1 protein-coding gene is annotated in these 683 nt (G+C 54.9%); it reads left to right on the top strand.

All coding sequences use genetic code 11. The features are described from left to right. The coding region (locus J8I82_RS37875; RefSeq protein WP_209765762.1) for an IS3 family transposase at positions 1–683 on the top strand (683 nt) is incomplete at both ends.

Raw genomic sequence — 683 nt, 5'->3', positions numbered from 1 at the left:
GGCTCCGCGCAGGATGTAGCGAAAAAGGTTGGAGTAAGCAGACCGATGCTGTACAAGTGGAAAGATCAACTGCTCGGAGACGAGGCATATCGATCTATGCGCAAACGTAAATTGGTCTCGCCTGAAGAGGAGCATGCGGCGCAGTTGGAAAGAATCGCACAGCTCGAACAGCAGGTACGCCAGCTGCAACTTGAGCGCGATATTCTGGCGCGGGCGGGCGATCTAATAAAAAAAGACCAAGGCATCAACTCCCTGCCCCTGACAAACAGGGAGAAGACACAGGTGGTTGATGCCTTGAAAGCTACGTATTCGTTGGCTGAACTTCTCCGCGTCGTCGGGCTTGCGCGCAGTAGCTATTTCTATCACAAGACAGGATTGGGTCTGCGCGACAAATACGCCGATGTACGTAGCGCCATGGTCGAGATCTTTGACAGCAATCATCGCTGCTATGGGTACCGTCGTCTCCACGCGATGCTGTGTCAGCGCGATATACGGATCTCCGAGAAAATCGTGCGCAGATTGATGGCTGAAGAACAGCTTGCCGTCCACCGGCCACGTCGCCGGTACAGCTCCTACAGCGGGGAGATTGGCACTGCCCCCGAGAATCTGATTGCCAGGGATTTCCATTCGCAGGCGCCGAATCAGAAATGGCTGACGGACATCACCGAATTCCAGCTTCCGGC

Origin of the sequence: Cupriavidus consociatus (assembly GCF_017814975.1) — a bacterium.
GTDB classification, from domain to species: Bacteria; Pseudomonadota; Gammaproteobacteria; order Burkholderiales; family Burkholderiaceae; genus Cupriavidus; species Cupriavidus consociatus.
The sequence above is the reverse complement of the archived record's forward strand: the minus strand, read 5'-3'. Positions and strand labels throughout refer to the sequence as shown.